The sequence below is a fragment of the Jeotgalibaca dankookensis genome, from assembly GCF_002005405.1.
GTDB lineage: Bacteria > Bacillota > Bacilli > Lactobacillales > Aerococcaceae > Jeotgalibaca > Jeotgalibaca dankookensis.
This window is the reverse complement of record NZ_CP019728.1, coordinates 534,098-550,690: the sequence shown is the minus strand read 5'-3', so window position 1 is coordinate 550,690 and position 16,593 is coordinate 534,098. Positions and strand designations below refer to the sequence as shown.

Annotated in this window: 16 protein-coding genes; 1 reads left to right on the top strand and 15 read right to left on the bottom strand. The window is 36.4% G+C overall.

The features are described 5' to 3' along the window. Positions 1-3: 3 nt before the first annotated feature. The 8 genes from BW727_RS02700 to BW727_RS02665 are packed head-to-tail and all read right to left on the bottom strand — an operon-like array spanning position 4 to position 7,869. On the bottom strand, positions 4-1,380 hold the full coding sequence (locus tag BW727_RS02700; RefSeq protein WP_062467702.1) for a V-type ATP synthase subunit B: 1,377 nt from the start codon (positions 1,378-1,380) through the stop codon (positions 4-6). After that, positions 1,373-3,157 (bottom strand): V-type ATP synthase subunit A, encoded by a 1,785-nt coding sequence (locus tag BW727_RS02695; RefSeq protein ID WP_062467701.1) that lies wholly within the window; start codon positions 3,155-3,157, stop codon positions 1,373-1,375. Before BW727_RS02695 ends, BW727_RS02700 begins: the two co-directional genes overlap by 8 nt. Positions 3,158-3,173: 16 nt before the next feature. Then, entirely contained in the window at positions 3,174-3,485 is a 312-nt protein-coding gene (locus tag BW727_RS02690; RefSeq protein WP_062467700.1) for a V-type ATP synthase subunit F, read from the bottom strand. After that, positions 3,475-4,476, bottom strand: coding sequence for a V-type ATPase subunit (locus BW727_RS02685; protein ID WP_062467699.1), 1,002 nt, complete (start codon positions 4,474-4,476; stop codon positions 3,475-3,477). The genes BW727_RS02690 and BW727_RS02685 overlap by 11 nt, the downstream gene beginning before the upstream one ends. Before the next feature lie 14 nt (positions 4,477-4,490). Continuing rightward, on the bottom strand, positions 4,491-5,066 hold the full coding sequence (locus tag BW727_RS02680; RefSeq protein ID WP_062467698.1) for a V-type ATP synthase subunit E: 576 nt from the start codon (positions 5,064-5,066) through the stop codon (positions 4,491-4,493). Between the two features lie 28 nt (positions 5,067-5,094). Continuing rightward, positions 5,095-5,571: a V-type ATP synthase subunit K gene (locus BW727_RS02675; protein WP_418268857.1), complete on the bottom strand. Its 477-nt coding sequence runs from the start codon at positions 5,569-5,571 to the stop codon at positions 5,095-5,097. A gap of 26 nt (positions 5,572-5,597) precedes the next feature. Next, a complete protein-coding gene (locus BW727_RS02670) occupies positions 5,598-7,562 on the bottom strand; it encodes a V-type ATP synthase subunit I (RefSeq protein ID WP_062467696.1) in 1,965 nt (654 codons plus the stop codon). After that, positions 7,549-7,869, bottom strand: coding sequence for a hypothetical protein (locus BW727_RS02665; protein WP_062467695.1), 321 nt, complete (start codon positions 7,867-7,869; stop codon positions 7,549-7,551). The genes BW727_RS02670 and BW727_RS02665 overlap by 14 nt, the downstream gene beginning before the upstream one ends. Positions 7,870-8,089: 220 nt before the next feature. Here BW727_RS02665 and BW727_RS02660 point away from each other — a divergent pair, with 220 nt between their 5' ends. Further along, on the top strand, positions 8,090-8,440 hold the full coding sequence (locus BW727_RS02660) for a hypothetical protein (protein WP_062467694.1): 351 nt from the start codon (positions 8,090-8,092) through the stop codon (positions 8,438-8,440). A gap of 48 nt (positions 8,441-8,488) precedes the next feature. On the opposite strand, the gene cls is transcribed toward BW727_RS02660, so the two are convergent. The 7 genes from cls to rpsO all read right to left on the bottom strand — a co-directional run bounded on the left by cls (position 8,489) and on the right by rpsO (position 16,503). Next, positions 8,489-9,937 (bottom strand): cardiolipin synthase, encoded by a 1,449-nt coding sequence (cls, locus tag BW727_RS02655; RefSeq protein WP_062467744.1) that lies wholly within the window; start codon positions 9,935-9,937, stop codon positions 8,489-8,491. A 98-nt stretch (positions 9,938-10,035) separates the two neighbouring features. Further along, entirely contained in the window at positions 10,036-10,590 is a 555-nt protein-coding gene (locus tag BW727_RS02650) for an energy-coupled thiamine transporter ThiT (RefSeq protein WP_062467693.1), read from the bottom strand. 13 nt (positions 10,591-10,603) lie between these two features. Then, positions 10,604-12,283 (bottom strand): ribonuclease J, encoded by a 1,680-nt coding sequence (locus BW727_RS02645; protein ID WP_062467692.1) that lies wholly within the window; start codon positions 12,281-12,283, stop codon positions 10,604-10,606. 73 nt (positions 12,284-12,356) lie between these two features. Further along, on the bottom strand, positions 12,357-12,530 hold the full coding sequence (locus BW727_RS10595; RefSeq protein WP_156179541.1) for a hypothetical protein: 174 nt from the start codon (positions 12,528-12,530) through the stop codon (positions 12,357-12,359). A 49-nt stretch (positions 12,531-12,579) separates the two neighbouring features. Further along, a complete protein-coding gene (locus BW727_RS02640; protein ID WP_062467691.1) occupies positions 12,580-13,617 on the bottom strand; it encodes an aspartate-semialdehyde dehydrogenase in 1,038 nt (345 codons plus the stop codon). 264 nt (positions 13,618-13,881) lie between these two features. Continuing rightward, on the bottom strand, positions 13,882-15,987 hold the full coding sequence (pnp, locus tag BW727_RS02635; RefSeq protein WP_062467690.1) for a polyribonucleotide nucleotidyltransferase: 2,106 nt from the start codon (positions 15,985-15,987) through the stop codon (positions 13,882-13,884). 246 nt (positions 15,988-16,233) lie between these two features. Continuing rightward, complete coding sequence (gene rpsO, locus BW727_RS02630; RefSeq protein WP_062467689.1) at positions 16,234-16,503, bottom strand: 30S ribosomal protein S15; 270 nt, start codon at positions 16,501-16,503, stop codon at positions 16,234-16,236. Between the last annotated feature and the right edge of the window lie 90 nt (positions 16,504-16,593).

The following is a 16,593-nucleotide window of genomic DNA, read 5'->3' as shown; positions in this document are numbered from 1 at the left end:
GGATCATTCTCCTTTCAGCATAAACTCTTCGATCATGTCATCCTTAATCCGTTTTAATTCAGACTTAGGTAGAATGGATAGAAGTTCCCACCCTAGATCCAAAGACTCTTCAATTGTACGATTGTTATAGAATCCTTGATTGATATACTCTTGTTCAAAGCGCGTTGTAAATTCCACGTACAACTTATCTGTTTTAGAAAGTGCTGACTCACCTAAAATAGTAGCCAATTCTTTCGCTTGCTTACCTTCTGCATAAGCAGCAAACAGCTGGTTCATTGTTGGAGCGTGGTCTTTACGGGTTTTCCCTTCACCAGTCCCTTTATCTTTTAGACGAGATAAAGATGGCAATACGTCAATCGGAGGTTTAATACCGGATCCGTTTAACTCACGTGAAAGAATAATTTGTCCTTCTGTAATATAACCAGTAAGGTCAGGAATTGGATGCGTAATATCATCTTCTGGCATCGTTAAAATTGGGATTTGTGTAACAGAACCTTTTTTACCAACTAAACGGCCTGCACGTTCATAGAGCGTAGCAAGGTTTGTATAGAGGTAACCCGGATAACCACGACGACCTGGTACTTCACGACGTGCTGCAGAAATTTCACGTAGCGCTTCTGCATAATTTGTCATATCTGTCATGATAACGAGTACATGCATATCTTTTTCAAAGGCAAGATATTCAGCTGTTGTCAAAGCAATTTTCGGAGTTGCGATTCGTTCAATTGCAGGATCATCGGCCAAGTTGATAAACATTACCGAACGATCGATTGCGCCTGTTTTTCGAAAGTCATCCATAAAGTATTCTGCTTCTTCATAAGTAATCCCCATTGCGGCAAAAACAACCGCAAAGTTTTCATCACTATTTACAACAGTAGCTTGACGTGCAATTTGTGCTGCTAATTCTTTATGAGGCAAACCTGAACCTGAGAAAACAGGAAGTTTTTGACCACGTACTAAAGTATTTAAATGGTCGATTGCTGAGATACCAGTTTGGATAAACTCATCTGGATAATCGCGTGCAACAGGGTTAATCGCTTGACCATTCACGTCTAGCGACTTTTCAGGAATGATCTCAGGTCCCCCATCTATTACACGTCCCATACCATCAAAAATACGTCCCACCATATCTTCAGAGACATCTACTGACAACGGTTTTCCACGAAAACGGACTTTAGTTTCTTTGATGTTAATTCCGCTTGGGCCTTCGAAAATTTGTACCATAGCCTTGTCTTCAGATACTTCTAAAACTTGACCAGTACGAATTTCACCAGTTTGCATTTGAATTTCAACAACTTCATCGAATTTAACACCTTCGATGCCTTCAACTGCCATAAGAGGACCGACGACTTCAGTAACTGTTTTATACTCTTTAAGCATTTCTCGTCATTCCTCCTTCAGCTACAACCTTGCGAACTGTTTCTTTTAAATCAACCTTAATTTGTTTGATATCTTCTAGGTTCTCTTCACTAATATATTTAGAACGTGCGATACGCTCTCTAATATTTGCGGTCCCTTCAAAAATTTCTTCAAAGTAAGCACCTAGCTCCATTGCTTTTCTAGCTTCGTCTTCTAGACTTAAAATATTATCTAGCATAGCATATTGTTTTTCTTGAGATGTATAAGTATCGACATCATCAAAAGCATTTTGTTGGAGGAAATCTTCTCGAAGTGACTCTGCAACAGCCATTGTTAAGCGGTCTTTTTCAGAAAGTGAGTCTAAACCAACTAAACGAACAATTTCTTCCAATTCTGACTCTTTAATCAACAAATTCATAGCATATTGAACTTTTTGTGACCAATCACTTTCTAAGTGGTTATCCATATACTTCCCTACTTCAGAACTATAAAGTGAGTAAGAAGTTAACCAGTCAATAGCTGGGAAGTGACGTTTTTGAGCAAGTGTGGAATCTAAGGCCCAGAATATTTTAACCACTCGGAGTGTATTTTGAGTAACCGGTTCAGATGTATCTCCACCTGGTGGCGATACCGCACCAATTGCCGAAATACTTCCTTCCCGACCATCGCTACCTAAAGCAGTTACGCGTCCAGCACGTTCATAATATTCTGCAATACGGCTTCCTAGGTAAGCAGGATATCCTTCATCCCCAGGCATTTCTTCTAGACGTCCTGACATTTCGCGGAGTGCTTCTGCCCAACGTGAAGTTGAGTCGGCCATAACCGCGACACTATAACCCATATCACGGAAATATTCAGCAATTGTAATACCTGTATAGATAGATGCTTCACGAGCAGCAACTGGCATATTAGAAGTATTAGCAATCAGTATAGTTCTTTCCATTAATGATTCACCAGTATTTGGGTCAATTAGCTCCGGAAACTCGTTAAGTACATCCGTCATTTCATTTCCACGTTCACCACAACCAACATAGACAACTAAATCAACGTCAGCAAATTTTGCGATTTGATGCTGTACAACTGTTTTTCCAGCTCCAAATGGTCCTGGAACAGCGGCACTACCACCTTTAGTAATCGGGAAAAAAGTATCAATAACACGTTGCCCTGTTGTTAGGGGAATATTGGGATCTAATTTTTGTGCAATCGGACGACCAGTACGAACAGGCCATTTTTGCATCATCGTAAACTTTTTAACTCCAGTTTCCGTTTCAAGCGTATAAACAGTATCTTTTAAATTAAAACTACCGCTTTCTATTGAAGCGATGGTTCCTTCAATACCATAAGGTACCATTATACGGTGTTCGATTACCTTTGTTTCTTGAACTGTCCCAACAATGTCACCTGCGATGACTTTGTCACCAACTTTTTTCTTTGGTTCAAAGTCCCATTTTTTTTCTTGGTTAAGTGGTTCGATATGAACCCCTCTGACTAGGTAATCACTGTTTGTTTCTTCCATAAATACATTTAAAGGTCTTTGAATCCCATCAAACATCTGAGATACAACTCCTGGTCCTAGTTCAACTGACAAAGCTTCACCAGTTGTTATAACAGGCTCACCTGGTCCAACTCCTGAGGTTTCTTCGTAAACTTGAATAGAAGCAACGTCTTCACGCATTTCGATAACTTCTCCAATTAGCCCTAAATCGCCAACACGACAGATATCAAAAATGTTTGCTGCTTCCATACCTTTTGCCATAACTAAAGGACCGGAAACTTTTATAATTTCTCCATTTTTCAAACAAGTTCCCTCCTACTTATAAAATATTTTGTCCAACTGCTTTTTCTACATTTTCTTGAATTCTTCTTTTACCTATTCCTAAAGACCCACTGTGATTTGGAATAAGAATAATAGCAGGAACTAATGTCGCATCGTAACGTTCAATGGTATCCGACATTTGAGCAGCTAATTCTTCTGTTAGATAAATAATTCCATAATTTTCACGTGCAAGTCGATCGACAATTTCTCTTGCTTCTCTAGGATTTGTGCTTGCAAAAACTGAGAAACCTAAAATTTTGAATGGGAGGATGGAATCTTTATCGCCAACAACACCAATATTATGAGCCATAAACTAATCGCACCCTTTCACGTAAAATATCTTCACTAATTCCGTTATCTTTACCAACTAAAATTAATCTTAAATTTGTCACTTCTGTTTCTTTAGCATAAATATAACCGAGTAATGGCAAAGGACCAAAGGCTTGATAAAAACCATCCGAAACAACTTCGTGAATCAACTCGTTCATTAACTGATCGAGTTTTAATGTGTTCACCTTATTGTCATTTATCACACTCTCTAATCTTCCACTGTAAGCTTTTCCAGCATACAGTTTACGAATAATCGCAACAGAACCGTTTATAGATTCATCTATAATATCTTGTTTAGCGATCGAACCCGCTGATGATAGCAGCGTATATAAATGACTTCGTGGTTTATCTTGATTCTGGCTTCTCACTACAGATGTTAAGTTATACATATCAATAATAGTGTCAGCAATTTCAGTCACACTTGGATAATTAACTTCATCCGTAACAGCCCGTAAATGACGTAAATAATAAGTATCCATGTAGACTGTAACTGCTTCTATACGTCCACTCTCTTCAAACTCTGTCTTCAAAGCTTGAACTGCCTCCACCATAATTGGGTGGGCTTGTGAACTTTCACCAGTTTCCACCAAATTTCGCAGCGATTCTAATGACATCTCACCAATCGGAATTAATAAATCATCATGCTGCTCATCTAAAAAGCGCTCTTTAAACATTACTTTTAAATTATGGTAACTATAGCGTAATGTAAACAAACCTAATAGCTCAGGTTCTGGTGCTAGTTCATATAATTCTTGATAGACATCGTGCAAATGCGCTATCAAAAACCTATTAAAATCTTTACTATTTATAACAGCTTCGATATCAAAATCGTAATCAGTTGTTCTCAACATTTCTAAAGCAGCTCTTAAAGACTCAGCTTTTAATAAACGCTCCATGTCTTCAGACTTTAGTAAACGTAATTCATATGTGCGAATTAATGTATTGATACCTTTGTAATCAGTATCTTTCATGCATCCTTCACCCCTTACTCATTTTTTTTAAATGCAAGGGAGGCCAACTTAGGAGTGAAATCTTTTTGGATTTCCTCCACAACTTGATCAAAGAAATAATTATAATCTACTCCATCGACACTCACGATGAAGCCAGCTTTTCCTGGCATAAAATCATCAGAAAACGTGACGGACGGATTTGCAGATTTGAATGCACTGGTAATGTGCTCTGCTGATTTCTCCCCAGTTACGAAAGTGACGGCCTTATTTGAGAATCGTTTTAGAATATTCCCAGCAAATTGCTGGAAGGTTTCGGTATCCCAATTAGACATTTTTTCAATAGCACCCTCGTAAATGTCTGCTAATATAGCTTGTTTTTCACCTAATAGTGTATTTCGTTTTTCGTTGCGTAATGATTGTTTTTGACGCTCATACTCCATTTCATTTCTGGAATGGATCAACTCTTTTTGGTTTTTTTGAAACTCTACTAAACGAATACGATTTGCCTCAATCTTAGCATTTAATTCTGTTTCTTTTGCAACCAGTTTTTCCTGGCCTTTTTCTTTTGTTCGATTCAATATTTGACTTGACAGTCCTTCTAATTCTTTCATCGATTTTCAACCATCCCTTCGTTCGTTATTATCCGTTTAGAACTAGTAGGAAGGAGATAACAAACCCTAGAATTGCATACGTTTCAACCATCGCTGAAAAGATGATTCCTTTAGTGTTATGTTCTTCACGTTTTGCTAGAATTTGTAGACCAGCAGTAGCCACACGACCTTGTGCAACACCTGATGTTAATCCAGTAAATGCAATTGGTAGAGCTGCCATGAACATGTACAATCCATCTTGAAATGCCATTTCTGGAGACATATTTATATAAATTAGGAAACCAATAACGAAACCATACAAACCTTGTGTACCTGGCAATAGTTGTAGAATCAATGCTTTAGCGAATTTTTCAGGTTGTTCTTTAATAAGCGCGGTTGCAGCTTCACCTGTCATACCAACACCCTTAGCTGAACCCATACCTGCGAATATTACTGCCATACCGATCCCTAGTGCTGCAAAGACGTAACCACCGCTGTTTTCAATAAAAAATTGTAACCATGTCATGTTTTCCATTAATATATTCCTCCATCTTATCGATTATAATTATTTTTTAATTCTATGTATTCTTCTGAAGTTTTCAAGGGATTTAGTGCTTTCCCCCCACCTTCGTAGAATTTACCAAAAAATTCAACGAAAATTAAACGAGCGCCATGCACATACGCACTTAATAATGAAAGTCCGAAGTTTATGGAATGTAAAGCAATAAATAATAAAATCCCTACTGTAAATCTTGCGACGGGTGGTAAGAAACCGATAATCATATTAAATGCTAATGCGATACTGCTTCCTGAAACACCAAGCGCCATCAAACGTGTGTAACTAACAATATCCCCAACGTATCCGGTAATCCCATATAGGTTGTAAAGACCTGAACCAAAACCAAGCCCTTTACTTTCAGAACCTAATGTGGATGCCACCAAGATTGCGACAACACCTGCTATTGCAATTCCTTGTCCTAGTGTGGCTACGAAGGCATTTGGGAACACCATATTTGCTATTAGTACAATGATGATTCCTACAAAGATAACAATCCAACCAATTCCCTCTGCTACTGCGCCAAACGGGTCTTTATCGCGTAAAAGCAGGTAAGTTCTCAGTCCGAGTCCTAAAAGTATTTGTAAAACCCCAAATACAATTGAAAGTACAAGAATGGTATTAACGTCATCCATAGTAGATAGTAAAACAAATGGTAGTTCAAATCCAAAGAACGATCCATATATTAATCCCCACATCATCGTAGGATAAGATAATAAGTGGAAAAAGCTGAGGTTCTTTCTCATTCCTTTATCAAAGTGGAAAAACTTTAGTGCAACTGCTGTAGCAGCGAATAAAAGCATTCCATAACCTAAGTCAGCTAACATCATTCCGAAAAACAATAAATAAAATGGTGTTAAGAAGGGTGTTGGATCCATTTCATTATACTTAGGCAAACTATACATATCGGTAATGTTTTCAAAAGGAGTAACGACTTTATTATTTTCTAAGACAATCGGAACTTTATCCATTTCTTCTTCTTGAACTTCTTCTGTAACCAAAGCAAAGTTTTCTTTTTCTAACCGCTCTTCTAACGCTTCACGAATGTCGCCTACCTTGCTATCTTCCATCCAACCTTCTAGAACAAACAGATGACGTTCGTCTACTAGCAATTGCTTACTGCGTGCACGTTGAAGTTCTGCATAAGAAATTTCAACCATGAGTTTTAATACCCATTCTTCTTTTTGCATCTTTCCAAGCTGTTCTTTTAATGCTTTCGAATCCTCAATCATTTGCGTTTTTTCTTCGGAAATTCTATTCAGTTCGATTCCAGGAATTTCTTCAAAAGGATAGTGTAACACCGCAAAGTGATTTTCATCTAATACTTTGTTTACTTCTTGTTCAAATTTTCTATCAAAGGCAACGGTAATTCCATATTCATCTTTTGTTTGAAATACTTCTTCAACAAAAATATCTTTATGATTTTTGATTTCGCGAATAAAAGAATCTGATACCGTTTGTGGGACTAAGCCGGTTAAAGTACCGACATACTCATTCGTTACAATATCACTTGGAATGTGTTCTAATTTTTGCCACTTGAGTAAAAAGGATTCCTCTTCATTTAACCGTTCCACTTCTTGATCATTTTGTTTTAATCTTTGACGTGCATCATTAAGTGTTTTTAAAATCAACTCTTTATCAACTTTTGATAACTCAGTTTGCATTTCTTGAATGGTTAACATTTCTTTAGGTGTCCGTAATTTTGTTAACATCTTTGGCTGTGGCAGATAGGGACGTAAAAAAGATAACAAATCTTGGTAGCTGTTATATTTTTCTTCCCACTCTTTACTTTGCGATTCAAAATAATCTCTGCTACTTACACTCATTGCATTCACTTCAGCATATTCCGCTGACATATCAATTAACTCAATGCTTTGAAGGCTTTGGATTCCTTCTAAAATAGCATCTTTTTGATTTTGGAATGAAATAAGTTTAATTTTTTTCATTTTAGCTATTGCCATACTGTTTCATCACCTCTTCAATTACAATATCGACAAGCTCGTTTTTTTTGTTGCGGAACAGGTTATGAAGGTTTTCTTTTTCCTGGTTTGTTTCCGCAAGTAGTGAAGCTCTCATCTCGTCAAGCTTTTTCTCACGACTTTGTTTTTCAGTCATTTGAAAAACTTCTAGATCGCTTTCAATATTTTCTCTCATCTCCGAAATTCTGGAGTCGGCATTTCTATCCATCTCAAGAAGTTTCTCATCATAAGATTTTTCTAGCTGTTTTGCTTCTTCTTCTATTTTCTTGACTTCAGATATCATATTCAAATATACCACCTCCATTTTTTTATCTGGTTTTTATGCTACATTCCTATTATAGCCTCTTATCAACGATGTATCAAATTAATTTAAAAAGAGCATCTCTATTAAAACCCCTCTATATAATAGGAAGAACTTGGATTTTTTTTATTATTTTTTGATTTTACTTGCATTATAGAACATATGTTCTATAATGGTTATATACAAACAAACGTTCGGAGGAAATAGTATGGAAAATAATCATAGTCGTCACTTCCGCCCCGTAACCAAGCAGTTCACTCGCTCAACAAGAGAACAACAAAAGAAGGTCCACTCTATTCAACCAGAATTAATCGACTCAATCATGCCTTTGTATCAGATTATTCGCTTTGCCAACCAAGCATCAAAACATCAACTTAAAGTCTATACAACTATTGAATTTAAACGAGCCAATGGATCCTACACTCGAAAAACTTTTAAAGGCATTTTTCGTTCTCTTGTAAATGAAAATAGACAAATTGTCTTTGAAACTAATAATCCTAATATTACTTATATTCTTAGCATTGAGCAACTTTTAGCTATTCAATTGGCTGAAGTTTAGATAACAAAAAAGGTTGGGTTTTTTTTCCAACCTTTTTTTGTTACCTCATTATAGTATAGGAGATAGTAAGCGCGAAAAATGCTGCTTAAACTTACGCCATTTAGACTGATTCATAAAATACTCTAAATCGAGCTTCGTACTATTTTTTATATCGTTATTAAAATGACTCGCTAGTTCACTCGCAACTTCTGTATCATAAATAAATGAATTAATTTCAAAATTGAGACGAAAACTTCTGACATCCATGTTAGCAGAACCAACTGAAGCCACTTCATTATCAATCACCATCACTTTAGAATGAAAAAAACCTTTATCATACGTATAAACATTTGCCCCGGAATCTAATATATCCTTTGCAAAATACTCCGTCGCACGGTATACGAATGGATGATCCGGTTTATTGGGTATCATAATATTTACTTCGACACCTGATAAAGCAGCAATTTTAATAACTTCGTAAACACTCATATCTGGTATAAAATAAGGTGTTTGGATATAAACAGAATGCTTAGCTTGGCTAATCATTTTAATGAATCCCATTTTAATAGCTTGGACATCATTCTCAGGTCCGCTCGCTACAATCTGCATGGCTGTTTCACCGACTTTTTTTGCAATAGGAAAATAATGTTCTTCGTATTTGACCTTTTCCTCATTGGATACAACAGCATTCCAATCTATAAAAAACCTGTTTTGTAGGCTAAGTACTGCATTTCCTTGAATTCTCAAGTGGGTGTCACGCCAATTTCCTAAAGGACCTAAACCGAGGTATTCATCTCCTATATTAAACCCACCCATATAACCAATTTTCCCATCTACAACTAAAATTTTTCTGTGATTGCGGTAGTTCATTCGGAAATTTACAATTGGTATTTTGGATCCGAAAAACACCCGTGCTTTTCCGCCTTTTTCTTCTAAGCGATCAAAGAAATCCCTATCGATTGTTCGAGAACCTAATGCATCATAAATTACTAAAACTTCAACACCTGCTTCGGCTCTTTCTTCTAAAGCTGCCATCACCCGTCTGCCTAAACCATCAGAACGAAAAGTATAGTACAGTATATGAACGTGTTGGGTCGCTTGGGCAATATCCGCAATAAATTGATCAAATAGCTTTTCTCCATCAACCAACACTTCGACTTTATTACCTCGAGTTAAAATGGATTCATTACTTTCTAGCAACAGTATCGCGGTATGGACACTGTAAACTTCTTCCGTACTAATTTCACTGTATTCACTATCTTCTAACATCTCTTTTTGAAACTCTGCTAATTCTGACATACCTAAAACTTGCTGTGTATTCAAATCATATATTTGGCTAGATGACATTTTTTTACCAATAAAAAAGTAAATAACAAATCCAATACCAGGCAACATGATGAGTGTTAATAGCCAGGCCCAGATTGCTGTTACATCCCTATTTTCATAAAAAACTGTAAAAATAGCGACGACAGTGTTAAGAAATATAATCGCTGAAACAATTATTAACCAGATACTCATACTCATGACCCACACCCCAATTTATTCTGCTTAATTTGAAAATAAAAAAGAGAAAGGATTTACCTTCCTCCTTCTTTATAAACTTATAGTAGCAACTTTTAATCATTTAATAGTTTAGATTTTTCTTTACGACTTAAAAATGGTGTATCTTTCGGGATATAAGCCTTTGGACTAAATCTTGCTACAAGCATTAAAATTATGGCGTTAGCAACAAGGGTTAAGACACCGGAAATAAGAATATTTTCTGTATCTCCTTGTGCTAATAACTGCCAGATAACTAATAGAATTGTTGCAATAGTAGTGGCCGTAATAATATTTAATGCAGCGTTTGGAAAACGTTTATTATTTAAAGTACGTTGTGTATTTCTGGCAAATAATCCAGTAATTCCAATAAAGGCGTAGGGACCTACATGAGTAACAAAAACTGTTGTAAAGTTTGATTGTCCTTGATGAAGTGCTAACAAAGCTACTCCAGCTAACAAGCTAGCAGCTAACCCTTTAGCTAATCCCCTACGCAGCCCAAAATAAATAAGTGGCAATATTGCCAAGGTGATTTGAAACTCTCCTATCACAATCGGTATCAGCGTTAATACAAACGCTATTGCCGCTGCTAATAAAATTTCCATCCAATTTTTTAAACTTGTCGAACCCATTTAGCTACTCTCCTTATCGTTTCTTAGTATAACTAGAAGCTTCCATGATAATTGGTAAAATAACTGGGCGACGTTTTGTTTCTTCAAATAAATATCTGCTTAATGAATCTCTTATTTCTTGCTTCAAAGTTGCCCACTCAAAATCTTTATTTTTTAAATTATCTTCCACTACTTTTCTAGCTATTTCGGCACTGTTTTTAATTAAATCTTCACTGACTTTCATGTAAACGAATCCGCGTGAAATAATTTCTGGACCGGAAAGTATTTTACCTTGCCGACGTGAAATTGTTATCACCGCAATAAAAATACCATTATCTGCTAACAATTTACGGTCACGTAAGACAATATTCCCGATGTCTCCAACTCCAATACCATCAATCAAGACATTCCCTGCCGGTACTTGGCCTGCCATACGCATACGGCCATCTTTATATTCCATAATATCACCTTTACCAGGTATAAAAATATTTTTATATGGAATACCCACTTCGTTTGCTAGTTCAGCATGGGCCGCTTGAAAGCGATACTCACCTTGTACAGGAATAAAGTATTTAGGCTGCAAGAGGTTCATCATTAACTTCAAATCATTTGGTGTTGCATGACCGGAAACTTTCAATGTATCCGATATTTCTTTTACCGTTGCTCCAGCACGATATAGTATATTTTTTGTTTTAGCTACTACTGTTTCCATCGAGGTGGAAGGAGTTGTTGTGATGTACACCAAATCTCCTTCGGCTATCTGAATTTGGCTATGTTTATTTTTTGCCATTCTTTGAAGAGCTTGCATCGGATCAACAGTTTGTCCTGTTTCTAGAATAATTAATTCATTATCTGCATACTTATCTAAATTTTCTTCTGTCACAATGACATCACGAGAAGGTAAGACAAGTTTTCCAAGTTTTATAGCTGTATCAACTACTTCAACGAGTTTTGAACCCGTCATAAATATCTTACGTTTTGTTTGGTAAGCAGCATCAAAAATTTGCTGGACCCGCATAATATTACTAGCAATACTGGCAACGATAACACGTCCTTCTGCATTGTTGAAAGTATCAACAATCTCTTCTGTGACGCGTAAATCACTGGCATTTTCAAGGGCAGATTCTGCGTCACTTGAATCACTTAATAAAGCTAAAACACCATCTGTACCGATAGAAGTAATTTGTGCAAAATCTGTTTTATACATATCCGGAGAACTTTGATCAAATTTAAAATCACCAGTATAAACGATGCTACCTTCTTTTGTTTGTAAACAAATCCCTACTGAATCAGGAATAGAATGGGTGGTTCGGAAAAACTTCACGACAACATTTTCAAATTCAATTGCTGTTTTTTCGTTAACAACATGATAGCTATCAAATTTTGGAGTTAATCCTGTTTCTTTAACTGCCAATTTAGCCAGTTCAATCGTTAACTCGGTACCAAATACAGGAGCATCGATATTTTCTAAAAAGTACGGAAGCGCTCCTACTGCATCTTCATGGCCGTGTGTTAAAAATACACCAGCTATACGATTTTTATTTTCTTCTAAGTAGGTAAAGTCTGGAATAACGATGTCGATCCCTAATAAATCACTTTCAGGGTACAACAGTCCACAATCCAGCACAAAAATTAATTCATCTACTTCTACTACATACATATTTTTTCCGTTTTCGCGAACGCCGCCTAACGGAATAATATTTATTTTACTCATAAGACACCTCTTCTATTATACTTATTGTTTTTTATATATTTTTTAAGAGCGAAGGATATTAATCCTTTTATTATTAGAGAACAGCTCCCATCATGACGTATGCTTCCAAAAGGGTTCTATAAGCAGGCAACAGAACCTCATCCGTCAACATCCGTATGAAAAAACTTTTCTCTTTTAATACGAAATAAATAATAGTCTCTAAAGAACCTTCTCTAAGTTTCGTAAAGGAAACTCTCTTTTCAACCATTATACCTTATCCGCAATCAATTTGTAACAATAAGCAAATATAAAAAACTTTAGAGCAAGGACATATCAATCATTTTCTCCGCAATTTGCACCGCATTCAAAGCAGCACCTTTGATTAAATTGTCAGAAACAACCCAAAGGTGGAACCCTTTTTTGTTATCAAGATCACGTCTAATTCTACCAACAAATACTTCTTTTTTTCCTGCTGCTGTGATTGCCATTGGATAAATCTGATTTGACGGTTTATCTTCTAATAGGACTCCAGGAGCATTTTCTAAAACTTTTTTGATGTCGTTCACCGTAACATTATCTTTATTCACTTCCAGATAAATTGACTCAGAATGACCACTTTTAACTGGTATTCTGACACAAGTCGCGGCGACTTGTAATGCTTCAATTTTCATGATTTTTTTAGTCTCGTTAATCATTTTCCATTCTTCTAGTGTATAACCATCTTCAGAAAATAAATCAATTTGTGGGATAGCATTAAAAGCGATTGGATAGTGCTTTTTATCTGAGCTTGATGGCAGGATATGTGCCTGAGGTTTTTTTCCGTTGAGAACCGCTTGCGTTTGTGTTTCCATTTCTTTTAAGGCATCCAATCCAGCTCCACTCACCGCTTGATAGGTGGATACAATCACCCGTTGCAAACCAAATGCTTCTGCAATTGGTTTTAGTGTAACCACCATTTGAATCGTCGAACAGTTAGGATTTGCTATTAGCTGATTATGCGCATGTAACTGTTCGGGATTTACTTCTGGAATGACCAAAGGGACATCTGCATCCATTCTAAAGGCGCTTGTATTGTCAATAACAATGGCTCCCAAATCTCTTGCTACTTGCTGGTATTTTTTGGTAACTGTTCCACTTGCACTGAAAAAGGCTAGGTCAATATCCTTAAAAGAATCTTCTGTTGTTTCCTCAACCACTATTTCTTTATTTTTGAACTTTTCTGTTTTACCTGCTGATTTTGCGGAAGCTAGTAAACGTAATTGATCAATTTGAATGGTTGATTTTTCTAGTAAGTATAATATTTGTTTACCAACTGCACCAGTTGCACCTACAATAGCTACACTATATTTTTTCATTCTCAGCTGCCTCACTTCTTGAGTTTTTATTTTGCTATCCTGATGATTTCATACTAACATAATTATGAGAAAATTTTAATTTTATGTTTCAAAAAAGCTCTTTGCAAGTTTAGGCAAAGAGCTTTTGAGGTTCTAATTTCTTAGGTTAATAAACTAGTCATATCCGATAGCCAAATAAGTAAAGCAAACTATTTCCTGCTATTTTCTTGCCTTATAATTAAAAATAACAAAAGAAGCACTGGTTTCCAGTGCTTCTAATGGACTTTATTCTTTATCTTCAAGTAAAACTTTACGTGATAAATTTATGCGACCTTGTCTGTCAATTTCAATAACTTTCACTTCTATTTTATCTCCAATTGCTAGTACGTCTTCAACTTGCTTGATTCTTTCCTTAGCGATTTCAGATATATGGACGAGTCCGTCTTTTCCTTTAAGAATCTCAACAAAGGCTCCAAATTTTTCAATACGTTTTACTGTTCCAAGATACACTTCGCCTACTTTTACTTCACGTGTTAATTCATCAATGATTTCTTTAGCACGTTGAATCATACTTGCATCGGCAGAAGCAATGCTTACATTCCCATCTTGATCGATATCAATCTTAACACCTGTCTCTTCAATAATACCATTAATGGTGTCGCCACCTTTACCAATGACAACTTTTATCTTGTCAGGTTTAATTTGCATCATTTCAATTTTTGGTGCGTATTGAGAAAGTTCTTTGCGCGGTGCAGGCATCACTGTTTCCAAGTGATCGAGAATTTCAACACGTGCTTTTTTACCTTGATTCAGTGCTTCTTCTAAAATTTGCTCCGTAATTCCATCAATCTTTATATCCATTTGAAGTGCAGTAATTCCTTCTCTTGTACCCGCTACTTTAAAGTCCATATCGCCAAGGTGATCTTCCATTCCTTGAATATCCGTTAGGATGGTGTAATTTTCGCCATCTTTCACTAGTCCCATTGCGATACCAGCAACTGGTGCTTTAATTGGAACACCTGCATCCATCAAAGCTAAAGTGCCCGCACAGATACTTGCTTGTGAAGAAGAACCATTAGATTCTAATACATCTGATACTAAACGGATCATATATGGAAAATCTTCAACATCGGGAATAATTTGTTTAAGTGCACGTTCGCCTAACGCACCATGCCCGATTTCACGTCGACCAGGTCCAAAAGCACGCCCGGTGCTTCCTACTGAATATTGTGGAAAATTGTAGTGGTGAATAAACCGTTTGCTCTCTTCAAGTCCTAAACCATCTAAAATTTGATGCTCACCAAGTGGTGCTAGGGTAGCAGCTGAAATAGCCTGAGTCTGTCCACGCGTAAACATACCAGAACCATGAACCCGTGGTAAAATGCCTACTTCTGAATCTAAATCACGGATTTCGTCTACTTTACGGAAATCAGGGCGGATTTTATCTTTAGTTATCAAAAGGCGAACTTGTTCTTTTTCGATATCTTCTGTAATTTGTTGGATATCTTTCATAATCTCTACAAAATTTTCTGATTCCATGAATTTTTTCGTAAAGTAATCGTCAATTTCTGACTTAACCGCATCAATATTGTCATTTCGTTGTAATTTATCTTTTGTTAAAATAGCATTTTTCATTTTAACACTAAACAGTTCATTTGCTTCTGTCGCCAAGTCTAAATCTGTTGCTAATAAGGTCACTTCCATCTTTTCCTTACCAATTTCTGCAGTAATTTTTTCTTGGAATTCACAGAGTTCTTTGATATTTTCATGACCAAAGAGTAAGGCTGCAAGCATATCTTCTTCTTTAACAAATTTGGCACTACTTTCTACCATATTGATAGCATCTTTTGTACCAGCAACCGTTAATTCAATATCAGATTGTTCTTGCTGTTCGGGAGTTGGATTTAGCACCAATTCTCCATCAACACGGCCCACATTTACCCCTGCAATCGGTCCTCCAAAAGGAATATCTGAAATTGATAAAGCTAAAGAGGAACCAAACATTGCTGCCATTTCTGGTGGACATGCTTGATCTACTGACATAATAACGTTTGTAATTTGAACTTCATTACGAAATCCTTCTTGAAACATTGGGCGAATCGGACGGTCTATCATACGTGCTGTTAGCGTCGCATTTTCACTTGGACGACCTTCTCTTTTAATAAATCCACCGGGTATTTTACCAACTGCATACATTTTCTCTTCATAGTTAACTGTTAATGGGAAGAAATTGGTATCTTTTGCTTTTTTTGATCCAACTGCAGCAGTCAATACAACGGTATCGCCATAACGAACTAAAACAGCACCGTTTGCTTGTTTAGCTACTTGCCCGATTTCTACTTGTAAAGGACGTCCTGCCCAATCCATTTGAAATACTTTTTTTTCTGTCATTCCACTATTCTCCTTTAATTGTTCTTCCCTAATTGCTGACTACTTAACAAAAGTCAAGTCTTCACGAATGAGTGACCTCACGTTTGTAAAGTAGTGCCAAGCACAGGGAGACATTATTTATTATAGCTTAAAATATAGTTCTTTAACACTAAAACATCAGATTCTTTTCTTTTGTTCTGTTAATTATTCCGCTTTATATATACAAAAAAATGAACTCCCAGACGAGAGTTCATTTTAAACGTTATATTAACGACGTAGACCTAATCGTTGGATTAGTTCACGGTAACGTGGAACGTCTTTGTTACGCAAGTATGCTAACAAGTTACGACGGTGTCCAACTTTTTTCATCAAACCACGGTATGAATGGTGGTCTTTTTTATGTACACGTGCATGTTCGTTCAAGTGATTGATTTCTTCAGTTAATACAGCAATTTGCACTTCTGGAGAACCAGTATCTCCTTCATGAATAGCATATGCTTTGATAATTTCATTTTTACGTTCTTTTGAAATTGCCATTCTTTTCACCTCTTCTATTAGATTGCCTTATTCTGAGTAATACGTTGGTGATTCGTAAAACCAAGAAAAAGGTTGTGTCATTTAGACAAA

What these genes read in the sequence shown, in the direction of transcription:
- BW727_RS02650 (WP_062467693.1), bottom strand. Translation starts at nt 10,590, where the DNA reads ATGGGTTCGACAAGTTTAAAAAATTGGATGGAAATTTTATTAGCAGCG.
- BW727_RS02645 (WP_062467692.1), bottom strand. Translation starts at nt 12,283, where the DNA reads ATGAGTAAAATAAATATTATTCCGTTAGGCGGCGTTCGCGAAAACGGA.
- BW727_RS02680 (WP_062467698.1), bottom strand. Translation starts at nt 5,066, where the DNA reads ATGAAAGAATTAGAAGGACTGTCAAGTCAAATATTGAATCGAACAAAA.
- pnp (WP_062467690.1), bottom strand. Translation starts at nt 15,987, where the DNA reads ATGACAGAAAAAAAAGTATTTCAAATGGATTGGGCAGGACGTCCTTTA.
- rpsO (WP_062467689.1), bottom strand. Translation starts at nt 16,503, where the DNA reads ATGGCAATTTCAAAAGAACGTAAAAATGAAATTATCAAAGCATATGCT.
- BW727_RS02685 (WP_062467699.1), bottom strand. Translation starts at nt 4,476, where the DNA reads ATGAAAGATACTGATTACAAAGGTATCAATACATTAATTCGCACATAT.
- cls (WP_062467744.1), bottom strand. Translation starts at nt 9,937, where the DNA reads ATGAGTATCTGGTTAATAATTGTTTCAGCGATTATATTTCTTAACACT.
- BW727_RS02675 (WP_418268857.1), bottom strand. Translation starts at nt 5,571, where the DNA reads ATGACATGGTTACAATTTTTTATTGAAAACAGCGGTGGTTACGTCTTT.
- BW727_RS02690 (WP_062467700.1), bottom strand. Translation starts at nt 3,485, where the DNA reads ATGGCTCATAATATTGGTGTTGTTGGCGATAAAGATTCCATCCTCCCA.
- BW727_RS02640 (WP_062467691.1), bottom strand. Translation starts at nt 13,617, where the DNA reads ATGAAAAAATATAGTGTAGCTATTGTAGGTGCAACTGGTGCAGTTGGT.
- BW727_RS02660 (WP_062467694.1), top strand. Translation starts at nt 8,090, where the DNA reads ATGGAAAATAATCATAGTCGTCACTTCCGCCCCGTAACCAAGCAGTTC.
- BW727_RS02670 (WP_062467696.1), bottom strand. Translation starts at nt 7,562, where the DNA reads ATGGCAATAGCTAAAATGAAAAAAATTAAACTTATTTCATTCCAAAAT.
- BW727_RS02700 (WP_062467702.1), bottom strand. Translation starts at nt 1,380, where the DNA reads ATGCTTAAAGAGTATAAAACAGTTACTGAAGTCGTCGGTCCTCTTATG.
- BW727_RS10595 (WP_156179541.1), bottom strand. Translation starts at nt 12,530, where the DNA reads ATGGTTGAAAAGAGAGTTTCCTTTACGAAACTTAGAGAAGGTTCTTTA.